The following is a 20921-nucleotide window of genomic DNA, read 5'->3' as shown; positions in this document are numbered from 1 at the left end:
TTCGCGCTCGTCGTCGGGGCTGCGCGCCCCGTCCGTGGAACGGTACGGCGCCCCAGTCTCGCGAGCGGGGACCGACCGACCTCTTCCAGGTTAACGAGCGGTCAACGCCGCGCGCGCACGCACGACGGAGTCGACGAGCCGGTGTTCCTCGGCCACGACGTCCGGGCCGGCGTGGCCACGCAGCGAGCGTCCCCGCAGGTAGGCGAGCTCGATGGCGTCGTCCTGGAAGTCGCGCATGGCCGCCTTGGCCTGGCGCCCTCCCACCTGGGCCGCCCGATCCCGGGCCGCGCGACGCAGGCGCGAGTCCGACAGCATCGAGATCTCCGCCGGGTGGAACACCCCGAGCCGCTCATAGTGACGCAGGTTCGCCCCCGCCGTGCGGTCCTCCCGGCGCCGGCTCCACACGGCGAAGGCGATGGTGGCGAGGAACACGGGCACGTGCACGAACAGGTAGGCACCGACCCAGCCCTCGAAACCCAGGGCCGTCCCGCCGTTCCACATCGCGTGCAGCACCATCGCGAGCACCAGACCGAGCAGCGGCGCGAAGAAGCGCAGCGGCGACCTGCCCGTCACGAGCATCCCGATGCCGACGCCGGTCCACAGCGTGAAGAGCGGATGGGCGAAGGGCGAGACGATGCCCCGCAGCACGAACGTGACGGCCAGGCCCACGGCTCCGCCCTCGAGCATGGCCTGCCCGAGGTAGAGGATGTTCTCGCCGAAGGCGAACCCGGCGGCGATGATGCCCGCGTAGACGATGCCGTCGAGCACCCCGTCGAACTCGCGGCGGCGCATCGCCCAGATCACGAGGATGCCGACGCCCTTGGCGATCTCCTCGACGACCGGGGCGACCATCACCGCCGCGAAGAACTGCGGGTCGACGCCCAGTCCGGCCGCCACGGACGCCGCGAGGGTGTTGATGACGAGGAGATCGACGTCGCCACGAGCGCGCCCCAGGCGAACGCCACGACCAGCGAACTCGGCGGCTCGGCCTCGTGCCGGTCGAGCCAGAGGAACGCCGGCACCACCACGGCCAGCGGGATCACCGCGATCAACGCCGCGAGGATCGCCACCTGGGCCCCCAGCGTCATCCCGAGAGCGGCCGCGAGCACCGCTCCCCCGATGAGGAACAGCAGCAGCAGGCCGCCGGCGACCAACCACCGGCGCAGCAGCGGCCGGTGCGTCGCGTTGCGGGGACCGGCGCCGGGCACGTAGCCGTGAGGCATCGGCGTCGTCATGGACATGCGGGGCGACCTCCTGCGGTGCGCGAAGTGCGGCGCGCGCAGCCTATGCGACACCACGTCCGCATGCGGGCGGGGGCGGACGTCGCCACTCCCGAGTTCGACCGGATCGACCCTCCCGGCGCGGGTGGTCGCGAGCGTTCCGGACCTCCCTATCTCCGGCGACCGACGAAGGCGCAGCTTAGAGTGGCCACCGTGTCGAAAAGCTCAAGCTCCGCCCACGAACGCATCGTCTGGATCGACTGCGAGATGACCGGACTCGATCTCGAACGGGACGCCCTCATCGAGGTGGCCGCGCTCGTCACCGACTACGAGTTGCAGCCCCTGGGTGAGGGGATCGAGGTCGTCATCCGCCCCGAGCCGCAGGCGCTGGAGCAGATGGGCGACTTCGTCCGCACCATGCACACCGAGAGCGGCCTGCTCGCGGTCCTCGAGGACGGGCTGACGATGGAGGAGGCCCAGGCCACGGTCCTGGACTACGTGCGCGAACACGCCCCCACGCCCCGCAAGTCGCCGCTCGGTGGCAACACCGTCGGCACCGACCGCACCTTCCTCGTGCGCGACATGCCCGAGCTCGAGGGGCACCTGCACTACCGCAACATCGACGTGTCCTCGATCAAGGAACTCGCCCGCCGCTGGTACCCCCGGGTGTTCCACCACGCTCCCGCCAAGCACGGCGGTCACCGCGCCCTGGCCGACATCAAGGACAGCATCGCCGAGCTCCGCTACTACCGGGAGGCCGTGTTCGTGCCCCTGCCCGGCCCCGATTCCGCGACCGCCAAGGAGCTCGGCGCCCGGCACGCCGCACTCCGCGCCGACCTCTGAGGGCGCGGAGCAGGCGGGCCGTCGGCGACCGGACCCGCCGGCTCCGTGCGTCACCGCAGGCCCGCGACCCCGTGGTCACGAGCACTCCGGAAAGCAGGTACGATGGTCGCCGCGCTGCCGACGAGCAGACGGCCTCGAGGGGTCGCCCGTTCCGAACGCTTCGCATGGTGGGTGTAGCTCAGCTGGTAGAGCACCTGGTTGTGGTCCAGGTGGCCGCGGGTTCAAGTCCCGTCACTCACCCCACGAAAGAGGGCCCCTGACCTGCGAGGTCAGGGGCCTTCTTCGTGTGCCCGCCCGGGCACCTACCCCAGGCACGTCCACCCCGTCCGGCGCCCCCTGGGGCCTCCCCGAGCCGATCCATCCGCCCGTGCCACGATGGGCTGCGTGCCACGACAACGAGCTTCGATCACCGTCCCTCTGATCTCCGCGCTGGCCGCCCTGGTCCTGCTGCTCGGCGGCGCGACGGCGGCCCTGGCACACTCCGAGCTCATCTCCTCCGACCCCGACGACGGCGCGAGCCTGGGGTCGATGCCGAGCAGTGTGACCCTCACGTTCAACGAGGACGTCGACCCCAACTTCGCCCAGGCGATCGTCGCCGACGAGCAGGACGTGGCGCGGCCGGTCACGGCGGAGGTCTCGGGGCCGCGCGTCACCGTTCCTGTGCCCCCGGAGGTGCGGCAGGGAGCCGTCCAGGTCAGGTACCGCGTGGTCAGCGCCGACGGCCACCCGGTGGCCGGCGAGATCCGGTTCACCGTCGCCGGCGCCGCACCGACCGGCGACACTTCCTCCGCCACAGACGCCGCAGCGACCTCACAGGCCCCGGCCCCCGCCGCGACCCCCTCGGCCCCCGCCCAGACCCCCGCAGGCCAGGACGAGAGCGCCTCGACGCTGTGGATGTACGTCCTCACCGGCTTCGCCGCCCTCCTGGTGGTCGGCGTCGGCGTGGCCATCGTCCTCATGGGCCGCCGTCGGCGGTGATCACGCGAGCATGACGAAGCGCCCCGGCCGGATCGGCTCGGGGCGCTCGTGATGTGCGTGGTACGTGCGCACGGTCCGCACGCGCAGGGTCGTCGTCCGGTCAGCGCTCGACCGCCGCGGCCGCGGCGCTGTGTGCGCGAACACGCCAGTTCGACGCGCGGTCGACGGTGTCCGTCCTGGGCCGCGTCGGCATGGCCGCCGCGCGCACGGCTCCGGCGTGGGCCGGGTAGCCGGCCTCCTGAAGGTCCTGCGCCAGCGCGAACAGCGACGCGGGTCGCAGCCCGATCTCAGTGACGTCGACCACCTCGCTCACGAAGGCTCCGTGGCAGTCCCACCACGCATCGCGGAGTACGCAGGCCAGGTCGAAACGCTCGCCGGCGGACATGTTCCGCTGGTCGATGTTTCCTTCGTGCGTGGTGACGTCGGTCGTGATGTCCAAGCTTCCCCCTCGTCCGAAAGTGTGCGTGCTGCGCCCGCCGACCGCGGTCGTGCTCGGTCGCGGTTCCCCCGGTAGGCGCATGGCGACTCTACGACAGGTGTCCTGGACGCTCGCTGATCACGATCGGGCCTATTTCGTCGCCGATTCGGTCAAAGGGGGCGCTGGAATGGATGGATTCGCTACAGCACCAACATGATTCGACCGAATCGGCCCTCTCCGCGCGGCGAGAAATCTCCTAGAGGGATCCCGGCTGATGTATCTCTTAGACGGGCTGCGAATCCCCGTGCACGACACCACGGTCCGTGCGATGACCCCCTTCACGGCGATTCCCTGAGCACTCGTTCAGGTCAGCCGTCCGACCGATCGCCCCAAGCGTCCGGATCGTGGAATGCAGGCCCGGAACACTCAACCGGAGGCCTGAGCGCGACACGCCGTGGGGTCCGCGCGGCATGAGTGTGGGCTGGGCGCGCGACCGGCCCCGTGAGACGTCGTCGCAGCGCCCGATTCCGGGCATGAAAAAGGGCCCTGTCTCCAGGGCCCTTCGGTGGTGCGCCATCAGGGACTCGAACCCCGAACCCGCTGATTAAGAGTCAGCTGCTCTGCCAATTGAGCTAATGGCGCGCAACGAAGAAGAACATTACCCGACGAGGACGCCAAGCATGAAATCCGCTGGTCAGCGGCCTGCTGACACGCGCGGCCACCTTTCGCGGTTCTCGTGCGCCTGAGGTGTCGGGAGTCCTAGCGTAGGACCACACCTGTGTAAGGAGACGAACATGCGGGCTCTCGCCAAGACCCATGCAGGCCCCGGCCTGGAACTCATCGACCGCGCCGAACCGGAGTGCGGCCCGAGCGATGTCAAGATCAAGGTCCTCGCGGCCGGACTGTGCGGCACCGACCTCCACCTGGAGCAGTGGGACGACTGGGCCGCGGGCCAGGTCCATCCGCCCATGGTCATCGGGCACGAGTTCTTCGGCGAGATCGTCGAGGTCGGCGCCGACGTCACCTCGTGCTCCGTGGGTCAGAAGGCCTCGGGCGAGGGTCACGTCGTGTGCGGCATGTGCCGCAACTGCCGCGCCGGTCGCCGCCAGATGTGCATCGCGGTCGACAGCGTCGGCGTCAACCGGGACGGCGCGTTCGCGGAGTACGTCATCGTCCCCGATACCAACGTGTGGGTGCAGCCCGACGACATGCGTCCCGAGGTCGGTGCCGTCTTCGACCCCCTGGGCAACGCCACCCACACGGCCTTGATGTTCCCGCTGGTCGGCGAGGACGTGCTCATCACCGGCGCCGGCCCCATCGGGGTCATGGGTGCCGCGATCGCCCGCCACGCCGGGGCGCGCTACATCGTCGTCACCGACGTGTCCGACTACCGGCTCGACCTCGCCCGCCGCGCCGGCGCCGACATGGTCGTCAACGTCGCGAACACCCGCATCCACGAGGCGCAGACGACCCTCGGCATGACGGAGGGCTTCGACGTGGCACTGGAGATGTCCGGCAACCCGGCCGCGTTGCGCGAGACCATCGAGAACATGAACCACGGCGGACGCATCGCCCTGCTCGGGCTGCCCAAGGAGGCCTTCGCGATCGACTTCGGGCGCGTCATCACGCACATGCTCACGATCCGGGGCGTGTACGGGCGCGAGATGTTCGAGACCTGGTACGCGGCCAGCGCCATGATGCACACCAGCGAGCTGCTGCGACAGACCGTCGGCTCGGTCATCACCCACACGGTGCCGCTGGAGGAGTGGCCACGCGCCTTCGAGGCGGCCCGCTCCGGTGAGTGCGGCAAGGTGGTCCTCGACATCGCCGGCGTGCTCTGACCTGCCTCACGCGATCCCTACTTCGACAAGGAGATTCGATGACCGCCTTCGATTCCTCGATCGCCGCCACGCTGGAGGAGATCCGTGACGCGGGTCTGTTCAAGAACGAGCGTGAGCTCCTCTCACCGCAGTCGGCGCACGTGCGCACCGCCTCCGGTGAGGCGCTGAACTTCTGCGCCAACAACTACCTCGGCCTGGCCGACGACCCCGAGGTCGTCGCCGCCGCCCGCGCTGCCCTGGACGAGTGGGGCTTCGGCATGGCCAGCGTCCGCTTCATCTGCGGCACACAGGAGCTGCACAAGCGCCTGGAGGCGCGCATCGCCGAGCTGGTGGGAACGGAGGACGCGATCCTCTACTCCTCCTGCTTCGACGCCAACGGCGGCGTGTTCGAGGTGTTGTTCGGCGCCGAGGACGCGATCATCTCCGACGAGCTCAACCACGCCTCGATCATCGACGGCGTGCGCCTGTCCAAGGCCGCCCGGTACAGGTACAAGAACGCCGACCTCGCCGATCTGGAGGCGCAGCTCGAGGCCGCCTCCGGGGCGCGGCGCAAGGTCGTGGTCACCGACGGCGTGTTCTCCATGGACGGCTACTACGCGCCGCTGGAGGGCATCTGCGACCTGGCCGAGAAGTACGACGCCCTCGTGCTGGTCGACGACAGCCACGCCGTCGGGTTCGTCGGCGACAACGGCCGGGGAACCCACGAGTTCTGCGGGGTCCTCGACCGGGTCGACCTGCTCACCGGAACCCTGGGCAAGGCCCTCGGTGGCGCCTCCGGCGGGTACGTGGCGGGCAAGGCCGACGTCGTGGCCCTGCTGCGGCAGCGCTCACGGCCCTACCTGTTCTCGAACGCGGTGGCGCCGACCGTCGCCGCCGGGTCGCTCAAGGCCATCGAACTCGCCCTCGGCGGCGGCGAGAAGCGCGAGGCCCTCAAGCGCAACACCGAGCTGTTCCGCACGCTCATGACCGAGGCCGGCTTCGAGCTCCTGCCCGGATCGCACCCGATCACCCCGGTCATGTTCCCCGGTGAGGACGGCGCCCGCCAGGCCGCCACGATCGCCGACGAGATGCTGAACCGCGGCATCTACGTCATCGCGTTCTCCTACCCCGTGGTGCCCCAGGGCAAGGCCCGCATCCGCGTCCAACTCTCCGCCGCCCACAGCGAGGACGACGTCCGCGCCTGCGTCACCGCGTTCACGGAGGCCCGGGACCACGTGGGCTGAGACGGCCCGGACTGCGCCGAACACGACAGCGCCCCTCCCACCGGATCGGTGGGAGGGGCGCTGTTCGGTGTAGCGCGAGATCGACCGCGTGTCAGCGGCGCACGCGACGCACGATCGCGACGGTGACGAGCAGGATCGCCACCCCCGCGGCCGCGCCGACGACGTCGTAACGCAGGCTGCCGTCGGGGCCGTGGGTGGCCGCGTACAGGGCCGACTTGGCCTCGGCGGTCTGCCGCTTGGCGACGTTGGCGGGCTTGACCCGGAAGGCCAGCTCGTCGATGGTGGCGGCGAGGCTGTCCCGGTTACGGGCGATGTCCATTTCGATCTCGTCGAGTGACCGGTTGTCCTTGGCGCTCATCGACGGCTCCTTCTCGGCGGTGGCTCGTGGATCCGATTGGCCGGACGCCCTGGTGACGGCCGGTCCCCGGACCGCATGCTGGTCCGAGGCGACGATAACCTACCCCCGACCCGTGCGCCCCACGAGGTGACGCGTGCCGCAGGATCGGTCGCGTCCGTGAACGAATCGAGCAGGAGGCCAGAACCGTGTCCCGACTGGAACCAGGCGAGTCCGCCCCCGAGTTCACGCTGCAGACGCACGAGGGGCAGAGCGTGTCCCTGTCCGACCTGCGTGGCCGCAAGACCATCCTCTACGTCTACCCCGCCGCGATGACGCCGGGGTGCACGACGCAGGCCGGCGACTTCCGCGACGGCCTCGATCCCTTCACCGACGCCGGCTACGCGGTGTACGGCCTCTCCCCCGACTCACCGGAGAAGCTCGCGCGCTTCGTCGAGAAGGAAGCCCTGACGTTCCCGCTCCTGTCGGACCCCGACAAGGAGGTCATGACCGCCTACGGCGCCTTCGGCGAGAAGACGATGTACGGCAAGAAGGTCACCGGGGTCATCCGCTCGACGTTCGTCATCGACGAGGAGGGCAAGATCGAGCTGGCCAAGTACAACGTCCGCGCCAAGGGCCACGTGGCCTCCCTGGCCAAGACCCTGGGCGTCGACCTGCCCGCCTGACGTCGGCGAGCGCGGCTCGCGACCCCGCCGCAGCGGTTACCCTGGCCGGTGCGCGGGAGTGGTGGAATTGGTAGACACGCAGGATTTAGGTTCCTGTGCCCCAGGGCGTGAGGGTTCGAGTCCCTTCTTCCGCACGACAAGGTCGAACCGCCTCCACGTGGAGGCGGTTCGACCTGTCGACGTTCGAGCGGCGCTGGTTCAGCCGAGGTGATCGGGCAGGACCTCGGCCAGTGCCGCGAAGGCCTTGCCGCGGTGGGAGATCGCGTTCTTCTCCGGCGGAGGCAGTTCGGCGGCCGTGCGCGTGTCACCGGCCACCTGGAGGATCGGGTCGTAGCCGAAGCCGTTGGTGCCCCGCGGGGAGCGCACGAGCGTTCCCTCGAACCGGCCCTCCCGGGTCACGGTGCGCCCGTCGGGCAGGGTGAGCGCCGCGCAGCAGACGAAGGCGGCGCCCCGATGCTGCTCGGGTACGTCGGCGATCTGCGCGAGCAGGAGGTCGAGGTTCGCCTGGTCGTCGCCGTGCCGGCCCGCCCACCGCGCGCTGAACACCCCCGGCGCGCCGCCGAGGACGTCCACGGCGAGCCCGGAGTCGTCCGCCAACGCGGGGAGCCCCGTCGCCTGCGCGGCCGCCCGTGCCTTGAGCAGGGCGTTCTCCTCGAAACTCACGCCGGTCTCGACGACGTCCTCGACGTCGGGGAACGCATCCATGCCCAGGAGTTCACACCCCAGACGCTCGAGCACCCCGCGCAGGATCTCGCGGAGCTCGACGACCTTGCCCGGGTTGCGCGTGGCCAACACGATCCGTTCGGTCATCGGGCCACCTCACGCTCCGAATCCTCGAGAGCCAGATGCTGCATCCGAGTGAGGTCCGCACATCCTTCGGTCGCGAGGTCGAGCAGCCCGTCGAGCAACCGGCGGTCAAACGGCTCGCCCTCGGCGGTGCCCTGCACCTCCACGAACCGGCCGTCGCCGGTCATGACGACGTTCATGTCCGTATCGGCGTCGACGTCCTCCACGTAATCGAGGTCCAGCACCGCCCTTCCACCGACGACACCCACGCTCACGGCCGCCACCGATCCCGTGAGCGGCGAGGCCTTCTTCGCGACGTGCCCGGCCGCCCGGCCCGTCTCGATGGCGTCGACGAGGGCGACGTACGCGCCGGTGATCGCGGCCGTACGGGTGCCGCCGTCGGCCTGCAGCACGTCGCAGTCGAGCACGATCGTGTTCTCGCCCAACTGGCCCATGTCGACCACCGACCGCAGGCTGCGACCGACCAGGCGGGAGATCTCGTGGGTACGCCCGCCGATCTTGCCCTTGACGGACTCACGGTCGCTGCGGGTGTTGGTCGAGCGCGGCAGCATCGCGTACTCGGCGGTGACCCACCCGAGGCCGCTGCCCTTGCGCCACCGCGGCACACCCGCGGTGAACGAGGCGGCACACAGCACGCGGGTGCGTCCGAACTCGACGAGCACGCTGCCTTCGGCGTGGTCGAGCCAGTTGCGGGTGATGCGGACGTCGCGGAGTTGGTCGATGGCCCGGCCGTCGTGCCGAGGTGTGGCGTCAGACATGGTGGCAGCCTAAGCCTCGCCGACGCGGCGCCACCTGGCGGGCGAAGGAGGGGCACCGTGCGCACCTGAGCCGACGACACGCCCGCCAGCCACGGCCGGAGCGTGCACTTCACCCCTCGAGCCGCTGTGCGCGGGCGTGTCGTCGGCTGTCGCGTCAGGGCAGACGGTAGGTGGCCAGGGGTTCGGCGATCTCGACCTCGCCCGGCCAGAGGGCGGCGGCCTGGGCGCGGCAGACCTCCGGGTCGTTCCACGCCGGGATGTGGGTGAGCATGAGGCGCCTGGCACCGGCGTCGAGCGCGGCGCGGGCGGCCTTGGACCCGCTCATGTGCACCCCGCTCGCCTCGTCGCGGCCGTCGACGAACGCACAGTCCGCGAGCACGAGGTCGGCGTCGGCGCAGAGCTCGGTGAGTTCGGGGCACAGGTCGGTGTCGCCGGTGTAGGCGAGCACGACCCCGCCGGCCTCGACGCGCAACCCGTACGCCTCGACCGGGTGGAACACCGGCACGGGGGTGATCGTGAACGGACCGACGGTGAACGCCTCGCGCGACACGAGGGTGGCGAACTCGTAGTGGGACTCCAGCGATTCGGGCTGCTCCACCCCGTACGCGCGGGCCAGGCGGTCCGGTGCGCCGGCGGGGGCGTACAGCGGCATCCGCGAGTCCCGGCTGCGGCCCGGGGTGTAGTTGAGGGCCACGTAGAGGCTGCACACGTCGAGACAGTGGTCCGGGTGCAGGTGGGAGAGCACGACCGCGTCGAGGTCGATCGGGTCGATGAAAGCCCGCAGCGGACCGGTCGAGCCGTTGCCCAGGTCGAGCGCGATGCTCCACGTGCGCCCCTGCGATTCGGTCTGCACGAGATAGCACGACGCCGGGGAGGCGGGCCCGGGCATCGACCCCGAGCATCCGATCACGGTGACCCTCACGCCAGTGCTCCCTGCTCGAGGTTGAGATGCCCGACCTCCGGGCCGAGGAACCGCCGAGCGAGGCGGGCGAACTCGGCCGGGTCCCCCGTCGTCCGGAACTGGTGGACCGGCGCGGGCGCCCCTGCGGGCGCAACGCCCCGTGGTCGGCGAGCACCCGGTAGACGTCCTTGGCCGTCTCCTCCGCGGAGGAGACGAGCGTGACCAGATCGCCCATGACGTAGCTGATGACCCCCGTGAGCAGCGGATAATGCGTGCACCCCAGGATCAGGGTGTCGACCCCGGCCGTCTGCATCGGCTCGAGGTACTCCCGCGCCACCCCGAGCAGCTCGTCCCCACCGGTGACCCCGGCCTCGACGAACTCCACGAACCGCGGACACGGGCGGCTGATGACCGTGACGCGAGGTGCGGCGGCGAATGCGTCGACGTACGCGCGGCTGCGGTGGGTGCCCGTCGTGGAGATCACGCCGACGAGTTCGTTGCGGGTGGCGGCCGCGGCCCGACGCACGGCCGGCCGGATCACCTCGATGACCGGCACGTCGTAGCGCTCACGGGCATCGTGCAACATCGCCGCGCTGGCCGTGTTGCACGCGATGACCAGCGCCTTGACGCCGCTGTCGACCAGGGAGTCCAGACACTCCAGCGCGTACCGGCGCGTCTCCGCGATGGGCCTGGGACCGTAGGGCGCCCGGGCCGTGTCGCCGAGGTAGGCGACGGGTTCGTCGGGGAGCTGGTCCAACACGGCGCGAGCCACCGTGAGCCCCCGTACCCGGAGTCGAAGATGCCGATCGGCGAGTCCTGCTGCACGTTCGCAGGATAGGCGCTCGGCCTGCGGGAGGAGTGTGACACCCGTTGCGAGGGTCACCGAACCGCAGGTCAGCTCACGGGATCCGTGCCCGCGCCCCGTCCGCCGACCGGCCCGACCCGGCCGATTTCCGCAGGCGTGATCCCGGCGGAGTTCGTGCGGTGCCGCTCGGCGTACTTGCGATCCTCGGCGCCCGGGTCCACGTGGGTGGGGTCGAGTACGCGCTGCAGGAACGAGCGGGTGCGCTCCTCCGTGGGGTCGCCGATCACCTGGTCGGGATGCCCCTCCTCGACGATGACCCCGCCGTCCATGAAGATCACCCGGTCGGCGACGTCGCGCGCGAAGGCCATCTCGTGGGTGACGACCATCATCGTCATCCCCTCGTCCGCCAGGGAGCGCATGACCGACAGCACGTCGCCGACGAGTTCGGGGTCCAGCGCCGAGGTCGGCTCGTCGAAGAGCATGAGTTCGGGGTCCATCGACAACGCCCGCGCGATCGCCACGCGCTGCTGCTGGCCACCGGAGAGCTGGGAGGGGTGGGCGTCCCCGCGCTCCCCCAGGCCGACGCGCTCGAGGTTGCGCTGGGCGACCTCCCGGGCCTCCGCCTTGGACCGGCCCAGCACGTTCATCTGGGCGAGCATGCAGTTGCCCAACGCCGTGAGATGCGGGAACAGGTTGAACTGCTGGAAGACCATGCCCAGCCGGCTGCGAGCCTCGTCGATGTCGTAGTCGACGTCGGTGATGTCCTCACCGTCGAAGAAGACGGCGCCACCGGTCGGCTGTTCCAGCAGGTTGACGCAGCGGAGCAGGGTCGACTTGCCCGACCCCGACGGGCCGATGACACAGACGACCTCGCCGCGATGGATGCTCAGGTCGATGCCCTTGAGGACCTCCACGTCGCCGAACGACTTGTGCAGGTCTGCAACGACGACGACGTCCCGGTTCGATCGGGTGTCCTCGGGCGTCGTGGTGGCGGGGTGCGACATCGTCAGCGTCCTCTCGCGTTGTGGGCCTCGAGCCGGCGGACCGCGTAGGCGAGCGGCAGGGTGATGAGCAGGTACATCAGGCCCGCCACGACGAGCGGGGTGAGGTTGGCGTTCGAGTTCGACAGGTCGCGACCGTACTTGGTGAGTTCGTAGGCGGTCATCGACAGGCCGATGACGTACACCAGCGAGCTGTCCTTGGTGATGAGGATGAACTCGTTCGTCAGCGGCGGCAGGATGATGCGGAACGCCTGCGGCAGCACGACCTTGCGCATCGACTGCCCGGGACTCATGCCCAACGACCGGGCTGCCTCGACCTGCCCCTTGGGCACGGCCTGGATGCCGGCGCGGATCGTCTCGGCGAGGTAGGCGGCGCTGACGAGGCCCAGGGCGGCCCACACGGTGCCGTAGGGGTCCAGGGGGATCGTCAGACCCGGGAAGGCCAGCGGCAGCATGCCGAAGGCGAGGAAGACGATCAGCGCGGGCACACCACGGAAGAACTCGATGTAGACCGTGGCGATGACACGGTAGGCCGCCACCTGGGAGAGCCGCATGAGGGCGAGCATCGTGCCGAGGATCAGCCCCACGACGAACGAGCCGAAGGTGTAGATCAGCGTGTTGGTGAACGCCCGTGGCAGCCCCTGGGTGATGGTCCGCTGGAGCAGATCGGGCCGGAAGAAGACCTCACCGACCTGCTTCCAGTCGGCGAGCAGCACCGCGGCGAGGATGACCGCGGCGAGGATCAGATACTGCAGAAGGCGGATCCGCCGGGCCCGCTGTCGAGGGGACCCGCGCTTCTTGGCGCGGGCCGAGCGCGTTGGTACCGAGGTGGAGGTCACGGGTGCTCCCTTGTGGGGGTTCGTGGGATCGACGCGGTGCCGCGCCCGGGTGAGAGCGCGGCACCGAGTCAGGAGGACAAGAGGACGATCAGCCGGTCGGCGCCCCCGTCATGCCGGGGGCGGGCTCGACCCCGGTCTGGGGCAGATCACCGAACCACCTCTTGTAGCTCTCGTCGTAACGACCGTCCTCACGGGCGGCGGTGAGCACCTTGTTGACCTCCGCGACGAGTGCCTGGCCGGTGTCCTTGCGGACCCCGATGCCGTAGTGCTCACCGGTGTTGAACTCGGCCACGACCTCGGTGTCGGGGTTCTGCTTGGCGAAGTCGAACAGCACGCCGTTGTCGTTGATGGCAGCGTCGACCCGGCCCGACTTCACGGCGTTGACGCTCGTGGGCAGGTCCTCGAAGACGACGATCTCGTAGCCGTTGGCCTCGGCGTTGTCCTGGGCGTAGATCTGCCCGGTGGTGTCGGTCTGCACGCCGAGCTTGCGGCCCTTGAGCTGGGCGAGGTTCGTGACGCCCGAGCCCTGCTTGACGATGAGCGCCTGGGAAGCGTCGAAGTACGGATCGGAGAAGAGGATCGCGTTCGCGCGCTCGGGGGTGATGGTCATGCCCGCAATACCGATGTCGCATCGACCGGCGGCCATCGCCGCGCCGGAGGTGATCTGCTCGAACGGCACGTCGACGACCTCGGCCTCGGCCGCGAGACCCATCCCCTGGGCCACCATGTTCGCGATGTCGATGTCGAAGCCGACGAGCTTGCCGGATTCGTCACGGAACTCGAACGGCCGGTATTCCAGGTGGGTGCACAGCGTGAGCTTGCCCGCGTTGACCACGGAGACCGCGCTGCCGCTCGTCGCGGCCGGCTGAGCATCGCCCTGACCACCACCACCACCGCACCCGGCGAGGACGAGAGCGGCTGCGGCTACCGCCGCAGCGAGGCGGCCATGTGAGAAGACGGATCGGGTCACGGTGGATCTCCTTGCAGGACGCGCCCGCGAGGGCGCGGGCATGGGTGGGCCCACGATCACACCGACACGCCCCGGACGCATCCACCTCCAGGTCACGATCCGGTCAACGCGCGCCGAAGCGACCGGATCGTGCGGTGACCGGTCCTCCCGAGCCGTCCGCCGCCCTCAGGGGGTCAGCGCGACCGCGAGTGTCTCCTGCAACCAGGTGAGGAACTCATACCCCAGTGCGAGGGCGAACCGTGGGTCGTCGGGGTCCATCTGCATGACCTGATCCGACAGCGACTCCGCGGCCTCGTCGTCGTCGAGCCCGAGCCGGTCGGCCAGCACGAGTCGGACGTCGGTCATCGCGATGAGGAGGCTGACGGCCTCCTCCTCCTGGAGCCGGAAACGCCCGCCGTGGGCCGAGGCGACGAGGGTCGCCGCGCGCCGCACGTGGCCGATCTTGCGGTCGCGCACCGAGGTTCCGGTGAGCCGGCGGAACTCCGCCGCCGCCTCCGGATCGTCACGGTGCCCGTCGGGCAGCAGCCGTCGCAGCGCCGGGTCGGTGCTGCCGGGATCGTCGAACTCCGCCCCGGCCTCCGACCCCGTCGCCCGCTCGCCGGAGGTGTCGGTGGACTCGGGGAACCCCGCGCGACGCATCATCGCCTCGAAGGAGTCGCCGTCCTCCTCCTGCCCGGAGCCACCGGCGTCGTTCACGGGTCCGCCGTAGGACTCCAGCAGGGACAACGTCTGCTGCAGGAGGCTGAGGAGCACCTCGCGCTCCGGGTCCCCCAGATCGGCGACGATGCCCTTGCGCGAGCGGTGGAATCCGTGTGTCAACTCATTCGTCCTTCTGGAACGTGGCCCACAGGCCGTACTCGTGCAGGGCCGCGACGTTGCGCTCCATCACCTCACGCGGACCGTGGGCCACGACGGCCCTGCCCCGGTGATGCACGTCGAGCATGAGCAGCTCGGCCTTCTCGCGGGAGTACCCGAAGTAGGCCTGGAACACGTACGTGACGTACGACATGAGATTGACCGGGTCGTTCCAGACCAGCGTGATCCAGCCCGGGTCGACGAGCTCGTCGAGCTGATCGTCCTCCCGGACATCGGGTTCGACAGGACTGACAGACACCCCTTCACCATATGCTGCTCGCGTGAGTACCGCTCTGCTGACCGACCACTACGAGCTCACGATGGCCCAGGCCGCGCTGCACGCGGGCACGGCCTCGCGACGCAGCGTCTTCGAGCTCTTCGGACGCCGACTGCCCGAGGGGCGCCGCTACGGCGTCGTCACGGGCACCGGCCGATTCCTCGACGCCCTCGCCGATTTCACGTTCGGACCCGCCGAGATCGACTTCCTCGCCGCCCAGAACGTGGTCGACGACACGACGCTGGACTACCTGCGCGACTACCGGTTCTCCGGGTCGATCTTCGGCTACGCCGAGGGCGATGTGTACTTCCCCGGCTCCCCGCTGCTCATCGTCGAGGGCACCTTCATCGAGGCCGTCATCCTCGAGACCCTCGCCCTCTCGATCTACAACCACGACTGCGCGGTGGCCGGTGCCGCGTCACGCATGACGCTGGCCGCCGGCGGACGTCCGTGTATCGAGATGGGATCGCGGCGCACCCACGAGTGGGCCGCGGCCGCGGCCGCGCGCGCGGCGTACATCGCCGGATTCGCCACCACGAGCAACCTCGAGGCGGCCCGCCGCTACGGCATCCCCTCGGCCGGCACCAGCGCCCACTCCTTCACCCTCCTGCACGACAGCGAGGACGCCGCGTTCGAGGCGCAGGTCTCCAGCCTCGGCAAGGGCACGACCCTGCTGGTCGACACGTACGACGTCGCCGAGGCGGTCGAACGCGCGGTGCGCATCGCGGGCATCGGCCTCGGGGCCGTGCGCCTCGACTCCGGCGACCTCGTCGCCCAGGCCCACGAGGTGCGGGCCCAGCTCGACGCCCTCGGCGCCACCTCCACCCGCATCGTCGTGACCTCCGACCTCGACGAGTACGCGATCGCCGCCCTGGCGGCCGCGCCGGTCGACACCTACGGGGTCGGCACGTCGCTGGTCACCGGATCCGGTGCCCCGACGGCGGGCCTGGTCTACAAGCTCGTCGCCCGCGCCGACGACTCGGGCGCGCTCGTCAACGTGGCCAAGGCCAGCAAGAACAAGGCGAGCGTCGGCGGCCGCAAGTGCGCCCGCCGCCGCATCGACGCGAACGGCCGCGCGACGGCCGAACTCATCGGGGTCGGCGAGGCCCCCGGCAGCGACCAGGACCTCGATCTGCTCGTCGAGCTCGTCCGCGACGGCGAGATCGTCGGCGCCGAATCGGTGGAGGTGGCCCGCGAACGCCACCGCAGCCGACTCGCCCAACTGCCCGGCAAGTCCCAGCGTCTGTCCAAGGGCGAACCGGTCATCCCCACCCTCTTCGTCGACGAGCACCCCGACCCCACCCTCGTGATCGGAGACCCGCGGTGAGCAGCGAGGTCCGCGCCCTGATCGTCGTCGACGTCCAGAACGACTTCTGCGAGGGCGGCGCGCTCGGCGTGACCGGCGGCAAGGACGTCGCCGCCGCCATCGCCGAGCACCTGACCCACCACGCCGGCGACTACGCCACCGTGGTCGCCACCGCCGACTGGCACATCGACCCCGGCGACCACTTCTCCGACGACCCCGACTACGTCGACTCCTGGCCCCCACACTGCCGCGTCGGCACCCCAGGCGCCGACTTCCACCCCGACGTCGCGCCGGCCCTGGAGGTCGCTGAGGCGGTCTTCCGCAAGGGCGAGTACTCCGCCGCCTACAGCGGATTCGAGGGAACCACCGAGGCGACCGAGGCTCGCGAGGGCGAGGGCGCCGGCCTGGGACTGGCGCAGTGGTTGCGGGAGGTCGGCGTCACCGAGGTCGACGTCGTCGGCATCGCCACCGACCACTGCGTGCGCGCCACCGCCCTCGACGCGGCACGCGAGGGGTTCCGCACCCGGGTGCTGCTCGACCTCACCGCCGGGGTCGCGCCCGAGACGACCACCCGGGCGCTGGCCACCCTCCGTGAGAGCGGCGTCGAACTGTTCGGGAGCCCACGGGGCGTCTGAGCGTTCGCGCCGCCCCGCCGGGCCACCGATCCTCAGGCGAGCCCGAGGTGGTGGGCCTCCTCCCACAGCTCCTCACGCACCGACGGGTGAGCCGCCTGCTCGATGAGGTTGCGGGCCTGGGAGTCGTCGTCGTGCCCGATGAGTTCGGCGATGCCGTTCTCGGTGACCACGCAGGAGTGCTGGAACGAGGTGACCGGCTCGTCGAGCAACGGCACGATCGTCGACACGTCGGCCTTGGGGTGCCATGAGCGCAGCGCCATGATCGCCTGACCACCGGGAGCATGGATGGCGCCGACGGTGAAGTCGGTCTGCCCGCCGAAGCCCGAATGGATGCGCGCGTTGATGCGCGAGGCGTTGGCCTGGTCGAACAGATCGACCTGCAGCGCCGTGTTGATGCTCGTCATTCCCGGGTTGCGCGAGATGTTGGCCACCGAGTTCACCGTCTCGGTGCGCAGGACCCGCAACTGGGGGTTGAGGTGGGCCCACTCGAAGAGTTCGGGTCGCCCGAACATGAACGAGCACGTGAGGAGCCGGTCGCGGTCGAGCGCCCCGGCCTCGGTGAGGGAGAGGACGCCGTCGGAGATCATCTCGCTCCAGATCCCCAGATCACGCTTGTCGAGCAGTTCCCTCAAGGTCGCGTCGGGGATCTCGCCGATGCCGAGCTGCAGCGTCGCGCCGTTCTCGATGCGATTGGCGACCAGGCGGCCGATGGTGGCGGCACTCTCGGCCCGGGCACCGTCGATCTGCGCCTGCGCGCCCGTGTGTGCGATGGGCTCGTCGACCTCGATGACCGCGTCGAACACGTCGAGGTCGTACTCACCGTCGCCGTAGGTGTAGGGCATCTTCGTGTTCATCTGCGCGACGACGATGCCGCCGCGGGCCTTGCACGCCTCGATCGCCGCGGGCATGACGTTGACCTCGCACCCGAGCGACACCTTGCCGTCGACCGGCGTCGAGGTGTGGGCGACGACCACGTCGGCGGGGATGTGCCGGCCCAGCAGCACCGGCACCTGGGACAACCGCGCCGGGAAGTACAGCAGGCGCGGGTGGCGGCGCATCCCGCCTCCGACGAACGCACTCTCGTAGACGACACCCTCACGATCGGGGATGCCCTTGGGGGCGTTCAGGCAGTGCAGGCGGTAGCGCTCGAACGCCGTGTCGACCAGGGCCAGTGCCGGCCACGGGACGGCGTGGTTGCCCGAGAGGACCACGCGGGGTTCGTCGGTGACCTGCAGGGCGCGGCGCAGGACGGAAACAAGAGCGTCGTTGCTGATCTTCCTCACCCTGACACTGTGACCGATCCACGCGATCGGCGCGGGCATTTCGCGGGGAAGGCTCGCCTCCTGTCCGACTGACCCGGGGCGCCCGCGCGGACGGTCAGCGTCGGCGGACGGTTTCGGTGCGGGTCCACTTGTCGTGCAGCGTCTTGCGGTCACGGTCCGCGAGCGGCCACGTGTAGTTGACGATCGTGAACACGTACCCGATGAGTGCCGTGGCCGTCGAGGCATTGAGCACGAACAGGGCGTACTTGAGCACCGACCGCAGCAGCAGCCGACCCGGCGTCGGGGTGGCCGTGGCATCGGCGTCACGCACCCGGACTCCCGTGGCCAATCCGCCCAGCGTGGAACCGAACTGGCGTAGGAGCACGAGGTCGTAGAGGACGAGCATGCCCGCGAAGATGAGCGTGAGTGTGGCCGAGAGCGCGGTGACGTTGGCGGGCGGTTGCGGCGGCTGCTGCCCTGCGCTCACCGCCTGGATGACGCTCTCGGAGTACGCCTGCGCGATCGTCAACGTGTCGCCGAGGAAGGGGATCGTGACGAGCAGCAGGACGAAGTAGAGCACGAAGACCACGAGCAGGTCGATGAGGAAGCCCAGCACGCGCCGCCCGTAGCCGGCGCGGGGGACGTCGGCGACGACGCCGTCCTGAGGGCCTCTGCCGGAGGGCGCGGTTCCGCTGTGCCTGCCCGCCGAACGACTCCGGGCATCACGACTCTCACCCGTGGACCACGGCCGCGGGCTCTCGGTGGGAGTCAACGGCTGCCGCGAGGACGTGCCGTCGTGCGCGCCCGCGTGGTCACCGCGCGGGCGCTCGTTCGTGTCGTCGGAGCCGTCGCGGTCGCGGTCCTCGCGGGAGGGGCGGAGTCGCGTCACCGGCTGGCGTGCGGCCTGCGGTGCCGGCATGGGCGCCTTCTCGTGGGTGCGCTCGGTCCACGACTGACCGTCCCAGTAGCGCAGGCGGCTCGGCTCGTCAGGGTCGTCGTACCAACCGGAAGGGCGATCGTCCATGAGCGCAGTCTCTCAGACGAGCCCGTGGGGACTCTGAACGCCTACCGCCGGCCGACGAACCAGTTGCGGATGGTCGCGATGCGGGCGTCGACCTCCTCGCCGGTGGCCCGGTCCAGCGCCGGTCCCCCGCAGTGACGGCGGAGATCGGCGTGGACGACGGCGTGCGGAGCTCCGGTCTTGCGGGCGTAGGCACCGACGAGGGAGTTGAGCTCCTTGCGGGTCGCCGCGAGCGCCCGGTGGGCGGCCTGCTCGGGCTCGGCCGCACGCCCGGGAGTGTCCTTCTTCTGCCGCGAACGCAACAGGTGCGCCACCTGATCGGGCTCGAGCAGGCCGGGGAGCCCGAGGTACTCCTCCTCCTCGGGCGAGCCCGGCGCCGTGCCGAGGCCGAACTGCTCGGCGTCGAAGAGGACGTGATCGAACTCGGCGTCGGACTCGATGGCCTCGAAGGAGAGCTGGTCGAGGGAGTCGCTCGCCTTCTCCTCACGGTTCACCTCCTCGAGCAGCGCCTCTTCGGGCGTCCAGTCGGGATCGGTGGCCGACTTCGGCCGGTCGAGGGCGTGATCGCGCTCGTCCTCCAGGCGCGCCGCGTGGTCGAGCAGGGTCGGCACGCTGGGGAGGAACACCGACGCGGTCTCACCCCGGCGCCGGGCCCGCACGAACCGTCCGACGGCCTGGGCGAAGAACAGCGGCGTCGCGGTGTTGGTGGCGTAGACGCCGACCGCGAGCCGCGGGACGTCGACGCCCTCGGAGACCATGCGGACCGCCACCATCCACCGGCTCGTGTCCTCGGCGAAGGTCTCGATGCGCTTGCTGGCCCCCGTGTCGTCGGACAGGACGACGGTCGGCTTCTCGCCGCAGATGTCGTGCAGCAGCTTGGCGTAGGCGCGGGCCTGTGTCTGGTTGCTGGCGATGACCAGGCCGCCGGCGTCCTCGACGTGCCGGCGCACCTCGGTGAGGCGCTTGTCGGCGGCGAGCAGCACCGAGGGGATCCACTGCCCCTTGGGGTCGAGCGCGGTGCGCCAGGCCTGGTTGATCATGTCCTTGGTCAGCGGCTGACCCAGGCGCGCCTCGAGTTCGTCGCCGGCGCGGGTGCGCCACCGCATGCCTCCGCCGTAGGCCATGAACAGCACGGGACGCACGACGCCGTCCTTGAGCGCCTCGCCGTAGCCGTAGGAGTAGTCGCTGGCCGAGCGGCGGATGCCGGCCTCGTCGGCGACGTAGGTGACGTACGGGATGGGGTTGGTGTCGGAGCGGAACGGCGTACCCGTCAGGGACAACCGGCGGGTGGCGGGCTCGAACGCCTCGCGCAGCGCCTCACCCCAGCTGCGGTTGTCACCACCGTGGTGGATCTCGTCGAGGATGACGAGCGTGCGGTTGTTCTCGGTGCGGGCGCGGTGCAGCAGCGGCTTGGTCGCGACGCCCGCGTAGGTCAGGGCGACCCCGTCGAACTCGCGGCTGTGACCGCCGACAGTGTTCTTGAAGTGGGGGTCGAGCCGGATGCCGACCCGCCCGGCGGCGTCGGCCCACTGCGTCTTGAGGTGTTCGGTGGGCGCGACGACGGTGATCTTGTCGACGATGCGCCGTTCGAGCAGTTCGGCGGCGATCCGCAGCGCGAACGTCGTCTTGCCGGCGCCGGGCGTGGCGACGGCGAGGAAGTCGCGGGGGTTGCGCTCGAGGTAGGCGGTGAGCGCCTCGGCCTGCCAGGCACGAAGCTTGCCCGCCGTTCCCCAGGCTGCTCGTTCGGGGAAGGCGGGCGAGAGGTGTGACGCGGCTGAAGTACTCATGGCGGGGATGACTTTAACGGAGCCCGCCGACACCCCCGTGCACGCCGGCCGCGCCCCTGTTCACCGGGCGCGCCGAACCCGTCCACCCCACCACCTGAAACAGGTGGCGAGGTCTGAGACAGCACCGCACGCGCTGCTGTCTCGTCCTCACCTA

22 protein-coding genes, 3 tRNA genes and 1 pseudogene are annotated in these 20921 nt (G+C 70.3%); 9 read left to right on the top strand and 17 right to left on the bottom strand.

Features of this window, described 5'->3' with window-relative positions:
* Positions 1–90 precede the first annotated feature (90 nt).
* Positions 91–897, bottom strand: a complete 807-nt coding sequence (locus QQK49_RS05410; RefSeq protein WP_284303055.1) for a PrsW family intramembrane metalloprotease — start codon at positions 895–897, stop codon at positions 91–93.
* Complete coding sequence (locus QQK49_RS05405; protein WP_284303054.1) at positions 852–1241, bottom strand: PrsW family intramembrane metalloprotease; 390 nt, start codon at positions 1239–1241, stop codon at positions 852–854. The genes QQK49_RS05410 and QQK49_RS05405 overlap by 46 nt, the downstream gene beginning before the upstream one ends.
* 183 nt (positions 1242–1424) lie before the next feature.
* Here QQK49_RS05405 and orn point away from each other — a divergent pair, with 183 nt between their 5' ends.
* From orn to QQK49_RS05390, 3 genes are all read left to right on the top strand, one after another.
* The gene (gene orn / locus QQK49_RS05400) at positions 1425–2063 is read left to right on the top strand and encodes an oligoribonuclease (protein WP_431310510.1); all 639 of its coding nucleotides are present in this window, start codon (positions 1425–1427) and stop codon (positions 2061–2063) included.
* 167 nt (positions 2064–2230) lie between these two features.
* Positions 2231–2306: transfer RNA gene (locus QQK49_RS05395), tRNA-His, on the top strand.
* Between the two features lie 141 nt (positions 2307–2447).
* Positions 2448–3041, top strand: a complete 594-nt coding sequence (locus QQK49_RS05390) for a copper resistance CopC family protein (protein WP_284303052.1) — start codon at positions 2448–2450, stop codon at positions 3039–3041.
* 100 nt (positions 3042–3141) lie between these two features.
* On the opposite strand, the gene QQK49_RS05385 is transcribed toward QQK49_RS05390, so the two are convergent.
* Positions 3142–3480, bottom strand: coding sequence for a hypothetical protein (locus tag QQK49_RS05385; RefSeq protein WP_284303051.1), 339 nt, complete (start codon positions 3478–3480; stop codon positions 3142–3144).
* 545 nt (positions 3481–4025) lie between these two features.
* Positions 4026–4101 (bottom strand) — tRNA-Lys (locus QQK49_RS05380).
* 152 nt (positions 4102–4253) lie between these two features.
* Here QQK49_RS05380 and tdh point away from each other — a divergent pair.
* Together tdh and QQK49_RS05370 are read left to right on the top strand one after the other, a co-directional pair.
* Positions 4254–5300, top strand: coding sequence for an L-threonine 3-dehydrogenase (tdh, locus tag QQK49_RS05375; protein WP_284303050.1), 1047 nt, complete (start codon positions 4254–4256; stop codon positions 5298–5300).
* Between the two features lie 38 nt (positions 5301–5338).
* Entirely contained in the window at positions 5339–6523 is a 1185-nt protein-coding gene (locus QQK49_RS05370) for a glycine C-acetyltransferase (RefSeq protein WP_284303049.1), read from the top strand.
* A gap of 91 nt (positions 6524–6614) precedes the next feature.
* On the opposite strand, the gene QQK49_RS05365 is transcribed toward QQK49_RS05370, so the two are convergent.
* Positions 6615–6881: a DUF3618 domain-containing protein gene (locus tag QQK49_RS05365; protein ID WP_284303048.1), complete on the bottom strand. Its 267-nt coding sequence runs from the start codon at positions 6879–6881 to the stop codon at positions 6615–6617.
* Positions 6882–7066: 185 nt separating this feature from the next.
* On the opposite strand from QQK49_RS05365, the gene bcp reads away from it, so the two are divergent.
* The gene (bcp, locus tag QQK49_RS05360; protein WP_284303047.1) at positions 7067–7543 is read left to right on the top strand and encodes a thioredoxin-dependent thiol peroxidase; all 477 of its coding nucleotides are present in this window, start codon (positions 7067–7069) and stop codon (positions 7541–7543) included.
* Between the two features lie 52 nt (positions 7544–7595).
* Positions 7596–7677: transfer RNA gene (locus QQK49_RS05355), tRNA-Leu, on the top strand.
* 64 nt (positions 7678–7741) lie between these two features.
* Here QQK49_RS05355 and rdgB read toward each other — a convergent pair.
* The 9 genes and pseudogenes from rdgB to clpS form a co-directional block, all read right to left on the bottom strand.
* Positions 7742–8353, bottom strand: coding sequence for an RdgB/HAM1 family non-canonical purine NTP pyrophosphatase (gene rdgB / locus QQK49_RS05350; protein WP_284303046.1), 612 nt, complete (start codon positions 8351–8353; stop codon positions 7742–7744).
* Positions 8350–9108: a ribonuclease PH gene (rph, locus tag QQK49_RS05345; protein WP_284303045.1), complete on the bottom strand. Its 759-nt coding sequence runs from the start codon at positions 9106–9108 to the stop codon at positions 8350–8352. Before rph ends, rdgB begins: the two co-directional genes overlap by 4 nt.
* Positions 9109–9262: 154 nt before the next feature.
* Entirely contained in the window at positions 9263–10030 is a 768-nt protein-coding gene (locus QQK49_RS05340; RefSeq protein ID WP_284303044.1) for an MBL fold metallo-hydrolase, read from the bottom strand.
* A pseudogene (gene murI, locus QQK49_RS05335) lies at positions 10027–10834 on the bottom strand (glutamate racemase). The gene QQK49_RS05340 and the pseudogene murI overlap by 4 nt, the downstream one beginning before the upstream one ends.
* 69 nt (positions 10835–10903) lie before the next feature.
* Positions 10904–11818, bottom strand: a complete 915-nt coding sequence (locus QQK49_RS05330) for an amino acid ABC transporter ATP-binding protein (protein WP_284303043.1) — start codon at positions 11816–11818, stop codon at positions 10904–10906.
* A 2-nt stretch (positions 11819–11820) separates the two neighbouring features.
* Positions 11821–12654 (bottom strand): amino acid ABC transporter permease, encoded by an 834-nt coding sequence (locus QQK49_RS05325; RefSeq protein WP_284303042.1) that lies wholly within the window; start codon positions 12652–12654, stop codon positions 11821–11823.
* Positions 12655–12742: 88 nt separating this feature from the next.
* Complete coding sequence (locus tag QQK49_RS05320; RefSeq protein WP_284303041.1) at positions 12743–13624, bottom strand: basic amino acid ABC transporter substrate-binding protein; 882 nt, start codon at positions 13622–13624, stop codon at positions 12743–12745.
* Between the two features lie 165 nt (positions 13625–13789).
* Positions 13790–14443 carry a DUF2017 family protein gene (locus QQK49_RS05315; RefSeq protein WP_284303040.1) on the bottom strand — a complete coding sequence of 218 codons (654 nt, stop codon included), beginning with the start codon at positions 14441–14443 and terminating at the stop codon, positions 13790–13792.
* A gap of 1 nt (position 14444) precedes the next feature.
* A complete protein-coding gene (gene clpS, locus QQK49_RS05310; RefSeq protein ID WP_284303039.1) occupies positions 14445–14738 on the bottom strand; it encodes an ATP-dependent Clp protease adapter ClpS in 294 nt (97 codons plus the stop codon).
* 22 nt (positions 14739–14760) lie between these two features.
* Here clpS and QQK49_RS05305 point away from each other — a divergent pair, with 22 nt between their 5' ends.
* Both QQK49_RS05305 and QQK49_RS05300 read left to right on the top strand, forming a co-directional pair.
* A complete protein-coding gene (locus QQK49_RS05305) occupies positions 14761–16083 on the top strand; it encodes a nicotinate phosphoribosyltransferase (RefSeq protein WP_284303038.1) in 1323 nt (440 codons plus the stop codon).
* Entirely contained in the window at positions 16080–16697 is a 618-nt protein-coding gene (locus tag QQK49_RS05300; protein ID WP_284303037.1) for an isochorismatase family protein, read from the top strand. The genes QQK49_RS05305 and QQK49_RS05300 overlap by 4 nt, the downstream gene beginning before the upstream one ends.
* 32 nt (positions 16698–16729) lie before the next feature.
* Here QQK49_RS05300 and QQK49_RS05295 read toward each other — a convergent pair whose 3' ends face one another.
* The 3 genes from QQK49_RS05295 to QQK49_RS05285 all read right to left on the bottom strand — a co-directional run bounded on the left by QQK49_RS05295 (position 16730) and on the right by QQK49_RS05285 (position 20767).
* Positions 16730–17980, bottom strand: a complete 1251-nt coding sequence (locus tag QQK49_RS05295) for an acetyl-CoA hydrolase/transferase family protein (RefSeq protein ID WP_348536095.1) — start codon at positions 17978–17980, stop codon at positions 16730–16732.
* A 94-nt stretch (positions 17981–18074) separates the two neighbouring features.
* Positions 18075–18983, bottom strand: coding sequence for an RDD family protein (locus QQK49_RS05290; RefSeq protein WP_284303036.1), 909 nt, complete (start codon positions 18981–18983; stop codon positions 18075–18077).
* 41 nt (positions 18984–19024) lie between these two features.
* A complete protein-coding gene (locus tag QQK49_RS05285; protein ID WP_284303035.1) occupies positions 19025–20767 on the bottom strand; it encodes a DEAD/DEAH box helicase in 1743 nt (580 codons plus the stop codon).
* Positions 20768–20921 lie beyond the last annotated feature (154 nt).

Origin of the sequence: Mobilicoccus caccae, from assembly GCF_030161635.1 — a bacterium.
In the GTDB taxonomy this organism is placed as follows: domain Bacteria; phylum Actinomycetota; class Actinomycetes; order Actinomycetales; family Dermatophilaceae; genus Mobilicoccus; species Mobilicoccus caccae.
The sequence above is the reverse complement of the archived record's forward strand: the minus strand, read 5'-3'. Positions and strand labels throughout refer to the sequence as shown.